General features: G+C 50.8%; 2 protein-coding genes. Both read left to right on the top strand.

What is annotated here, in order from left to right; genetic code table 11:
- The first annotated feature begins 89 nt into the window (after window positions 1–89).
- On the top strand, window positions 90–3,206 hold the full coding sequence (locus K2I50_RS08080; protein WP_301025827.1) for a chitobiase/beta-hexosaminidase C-terminal domain-containing protein: 3,117 nt from the start codon (window positions 90–92) through the stop codon (window positions 3,204–3,206).
- 337 nt (window positions 3,207–3,543) lie between these two features.
- The gene (locus K2I50_RS08075; RefSeq protein ID WP_301025826.1) at window positions 3,544–5,754 is read left to right on the top strand and encodes a tetratricopeptide repeat protein; all 2,211 of its coding nucleotides are present in this window, start codon (window positions 3,544–3,546) and stop codon (window positions 5,752–5,754) included.
- Window positions 5,755–5,839 lie beyond the last annotated feature (85 nt).

Genomic DNA, 5,839 nt, shown 5'->3' with positions numbered 1-5,839 from the left:
TCATCACAAGCGAAAATATGCTCGACGATTGACCGCCCTGACGGTAACATTTATTATTAAACAAGCTCTAAATATATCACATTTATTGTATGAAAAAAGTTTACCACAAGTTAGTGTCGCTCTTAGTAGTGTTGGTCGCAGCGCTACAGGCCAATGCCGGCACATGGAGTTACGACTGGCCGATATCGGCTACAAAAGATAAGGAAGCCGGATTCTATAATCTTGGCAGTGACAAGACTCTTAAGGCACAGACACGTATCCTTAACGAACGTGAATGGACTATAAATGTTCCGGAAGGATGTTATATGGGCTTCACTACTACTTCAGGCCAGATAGTCGGCAAAGTGGAGGGCGGAGTTCTGCCTGTTGACGGATTCAATCTCGTTTCCGGCTCTTTTGAAGGTAAAATCAAGCGTGTGTCAGTTCAGTCAAGAGTTGTGGCTTCCGTGGCGGAAGTAACAGTCAGTGTCAACGGCAAGGTGTATACCTCCGCAGAGACACCATCTTCTATAGCAGGAGATAAGTTGGTTGAACACACATTTACCTCCGATGATATTCAGGAGGGTGAGATAAAGATGGAGTTCTCACAGACGGGAGCTTCAAAACCGTTCTATATTAAGAAAATAGAGATAGAATGGGAAGAGGAGGCACCTGCGTTTGAAGCACCGGTGCTGTCGGTAGCCGCCGGTACTTACGATGAAGCCCAGACTGTCAGCATGACAGCTCCTGAAGGTTGTGAGATTGTGTATACTACCGACGGAAGCAATCCGCGCGCATCGGAGACTGCTATTGTATACAGCGCTCCGTTTACTGTAGCCGAAACCACTACGATAAAGGCGGTTGCCCGCAAGGAGGGTGTCTACGGAGCTGTAGCCACCGTGCAGTATGTAATCCGCAAGAATCCGGAAATCAGCTTTGAAAAGAGCGAGCTTACCATAGAGTGGCCCGACGATGCCTCAGGTGTATACCTCAATAATCCCAACCGCGTGACTGTAAGCTACAAATGTGATGACAACACTGTGGCTTATGTCGACAATACCGGTTGGATTACAACTGTAGAGAAAGGCGAGACTACTGTCCGTGCTATCTTTGACGGCGATGACACTTATTATCCTGCCGAGGCTTCCTACAAACTGTATGTAGTGGCAAAGCCTCCGATGGATGCACCTGTGATTACTCCCGAAGGAGGAACTTTCGATGAGGAGGTCACCGTTACTTTCACAGCCTCCGATGAGCGAGCTCAGGCCATATGGTACGTGATTGGAGATGCCGAGCCTGAAGTTGACCAGTGGGGTCTGCTCCAGGAATTCGAAATCAACCATAAGCCGGAAATGACCAAGACATTTACAGAGAGCACCACCATATGGGTGCAGGCTGTGGGTGAGAATATTTGGAGCGATGTTAAGAAAGCATCGTTTACAATAAATCAGAATCTGGCCGCTAAATTTACTGCCGCACAGACTGAGGTAAGCGTTGCATCATGGCATTTTGACTCTGAGGAGGAACTTTCCGACTGGACAGTGACAAAGGGCACCCAGTGGACAATGAGTGCTAGCGATTACAGCTACACTGTGCCGGCGTTTACTTCAGTGAATCCGTCAAGCAAGTATTCTCTGTATCATCCAAATGACCGTGATTATGTGTCGGATGCCGCTTATACTCCCGAGATGGTGATTCCTGAGAATGCCAAGGTGCGTTTCTGGGCGGTGTTCAATCCGGTGTGGATATACGATGCCAACCTACAGCTCATTGTTGTTGAGGACGGAAACTCAGGCACTGTAGTGTGGGATGCATTCCGTGTGTCGCAGGAGGCTGCTATCGACGATGCCAAGTGGACTCAATATACAGTCGACCTGTCGGCATTTGCAGGAAAGACCGTAGAACTCGCGTTCCTTTATCAGGGCACATATGGCGAGCCCGTGATGATTGATGACATGGAAATCGTCACAGCCAATACTGGCGACGATGCAGTGGCTTCAATTCTTACAGGCGAGCAGATTGACTTTGTAGACCTTTCAAGAGGTTATCCCGTGGCTTGGGAATGGAGTTTCCCGGGAGCCGAGACCGAGACTTCTGTCGAGCAGAATCCGTCGGTAGTGTACAACAATGCCGGCAGCTATGATGTGACACTCACTGTCACCAACGAGAAGGGTGAGAAGAATACCGTCACCCGGAAGAACTTCATCAACGTGCGCGGCATACCTCCGACAGCTGTAATCGGAGTGCCGGCACAGGCTTACTACTCTCCCGAGGCGGCGCTGGTGGTGCCCGTAGGTGTTGACCTTACATTTACTGACCTTACAGAGGGCAAGGTCGACAGCCGTGAATGGAAGATAGAGGGTGCCAATATCACAAGCTCATCCGACAAGGAGGTGACATTCCGTTATACACAGGCCGGTGTCTACGACCTCGACCTTACAGTAAAGAATTCGGTAGGAGAGTCAACCACATATCTCTATCAGATAAAGGCCGGCCAGGAAGCAAATGTATGGAACATCGCTTCATCGGAGAATTCCGAACTTACCTGTATCGCTCTTGGCTGGTATGGTTATTATGGCGGTACAAACTGGCTTGATATGCCCGCATTTGCCGAGAAATTTGCCAAACCTCTCGCTCCGGCTGAAATATCATCGGTAAATGTCTACTTTGGCAAGGCTACCGTAGCTTCCGCTGATGCACCTGTGGTAGTCTCAATCGCCAAGGCTGAAGGCGGTCTGCCCGGTGAGGTCATAGCTACTTCGCAGCTTAAGGCTTCGGAACTTGTCGATGCCTCTGAGACATATAATGATCCTACTGTCTTCAGATTTGAGTCTCCTGTACGTGTAGAGGACGAATTCTTTGTTACCATCGGCGATTTCCCCAATGATGAAGGCGACGATATCGCCATGTATCTTGCCCGCCGCAACATGGGTGACCGCAATACCGCTTTCCATCAGCTTGACATACTTGACGACAGCTACCGTCCCACAGGAGAGCGCGAGTGGGTTGAAAATACCGATGAGGGCGGTATCTCGTTTGCAATCTCTCCGCGCCTCATATACATCGGCAGCACATCGGGCATAGATTCTGTTGCCGGGGCATATGACCCTGAAGCTCCAGCCGAGTACTATAATCTCCAGGGTATCCGCATACCTTCCGACCGCGTGGTGCCCGGTATATATGTAGTGCGCCAGGGTGGTACTACAAGAAAGGTGCTCGTTAAGTAAATTCTGACACATTTTATAGTTCTTGAATACGACGCGCCGCAGTCCGGTAATGGTCTGCGGCGCGTCTTGCATCTTTTTGGCTCGGTTTTTGTTATCTCTTTACTGTGGGACTCTTAGAGAATGTTTGAATTTAACTTCATGAAATCTTTAGAGGTATTTCCGGACTGTTTCGAGCTTTCATTCAGTCATTATGGAACCCTATAATTCCTTCATTCAATCTCAAAACATTCTCGGAAATCCTCTCTAAATATTAACATAAGTCAAATCCAAACATTCTCTTATGCAGTGACGGATATTCTGTCGTGGCATATCTCCCGCAAACTACGAAATCATATATATGACTACAACACCACAACAATATATCGAACGGATTGACGGTTGCATAGACGAGCGCAGGCTCAGGGACGCCTTTGTTCAGTTACGGGCACTTGCCGCTCTTGCCTCCGACTGGCGTATTACCGAAGATATCGACCGCCTTGAGCAGACCTACCGGATGATGCTTGATTATGCGGCAAACGGACAGTCGGACCCCGGACGTGACGATTTATACGCCTCTATAGTGGCAGGCATACGCTGTCTCGCCGACCGTGCGCGCTATCGTATAGAGCGGCGCGATTCGCCGATTATGTACTATTCAACACTACGGTATGAGGCTCTTCAGAGAGGCGACACTATGCAGGGATTGCTTGACAGCTATCTGTCCTTGTCCGACCGTAATTCGGCGTTTAATGCCATACTCGGCGTGGAGGAGGCTGACAAAAAGTCAGATGCCAGAGAGCGGGAGGCTTTGGAGCGGCGTATTTTTATGCGGCTCTGGGTGGCATTTCCTATGTCGGCCGAGCTTTCCGCACAGCTTAAGGGTGTATTTGGTTCGGCGGCATACAGTGATGATTTCAAGTCGCTGCTGATTTCTTCTCTGTTGCTCGGGCTGCTTGAGCATTACGATGAGCGACGTCTGATGCTGCTTCTTGATGTGTATGCCTCGAGTCCGTCGGGACGCCTTGCCATGCAGGCTTTGTGTGGCGCTCTCATGGCCATGTATATATGCCGTAAATCGGTTGATGTAACCCGGCTCAAACCACGAATCGATGCTCTCCGCGACACCACTGTATGGACTGCCGATGTGCAGAAAGTGTTCATGCAGTTTATACGCTCGCGTGATACCGACAGAGTGTCACATACTATAAATGATGACCTCATACCGCGGTTGAAAAAGCTGCGACCCGATATGCTTAAGCTCGATATGGACGCATCGTCGATTGATGACCTGCAGGAACTTCTGTCGGACAATCCGGAATGGAACGACATGTTGCGCGACAGCGGCGTGGCCGACAAGCTCAAGGAGCTGATGAAGATGCAGGAGGAGGGTGCCGACGTGATGATGCCTACTTTCGCCCAGTTGAAGACATTCCCGTTTTTCCATGAACCGGCCAATTGGTTTATGCCTTTCAGAGCCGACCACACGTCGATTACCGATGCTCTTGGTGATGAGGCCGCGAAAATCGGCAGTCTGATTTCCGCGGCTCCTTTTCTGTGTGATGGCGACAAGTATTCATTCTGTCTGGCTTTGGCCGTCGCTCCGCAGGCGCAGCGCCGTATGATGCTGTCGCAGATTAACCCCGAGGCGCTTTCCGAACTGGAGATGCGCCAGGCTACTCTCGATGCTACCGGCGATGCGTCGGCACGCGACACAGCCGCAGGCAAATATGTACAGGGGCTGTATCGTTTCTTCAAACTTTTCCGCCGCAAAGGGGAATTTGTCGATCCGTTTGCCCGTCCGCTCAATCTGCTTGCACTGCCGCTGCTTGAGAAAGACCTCCATTCGCCTGAGACATTAAGTGCGGTGGGCGAGTTTTACTTCCAGCGCGGATATTATGAAGATGCCGCCGAGGTGCTGGAGATGCGTGTCGGGTCAGGGCCGGTCGAAGCCCAGATGTTTCAGAAGCTCGGCTATGCCTATCAGCAGACCGGGCAGCTCGAGGAGGCTCTGCGCAATTATTCGCAGGCCGAACTGCTTAATGCCGACAGTTTGTGGACTCGCCGCAGGCTTGGCGCCGTGTGCCGCCTGCTTGGACGCACGGATGAAGCACTCGAGCATTTCCGCATCGCCGAGAAGGCACGCCCCGACGATGCCTCGATAGCGCTCAACATAGGTCATTGCCTTGTAGAACTCGGTCGCCATAAAGAGGCGCTCAACTATTTCTTCAAGGCAGAGTTCATGGGTAAAAAGCCCGAACGTGCGGTACGTCCTCTGGCCTGGTCGCTGCTCCTTACCGGTGATACTGCCCGCGCCCGCGAATATTATTCGCGCCTTGTGGCCGGACAACCGGGGTATGCCGACTATCTCAATGCCGGATATGCCGCTATGCTCGACAATGATATGCCTGAGGCTATCAGGTTGTTCTCACTGTCGTCCGACAGTTTTGACGGTGATTTTACAGGATGGCTCGATCGTTTCCGCGCGTCGCTCCCAACTCTCTATCCACTTGGTCTCGACCGTCTGCTTCCACCGCTGATTGTCGACGCGCTGCTCTATCGCCATTCGTAAAAATGAATTTTAGACCCCGTTCCCCAATATTTGTTAACGCTGGGGTCGCATATCTCTGAGTGATTTTTGTCTTGTGATGATGGAG

Origin of the sequence: Muribaculum sp., from assembly GCF_029051885.1 — a bacterium.
GTDB lineage: Bacteria > Bacteroidota > Bacteroidia > Bacteroidales > Muribaculaceae > Muribaculum.
Note: the sequence above shows the minus strand (reverse complement) of the source record. Positions and strands in the feature narration are given on the sequence as shown.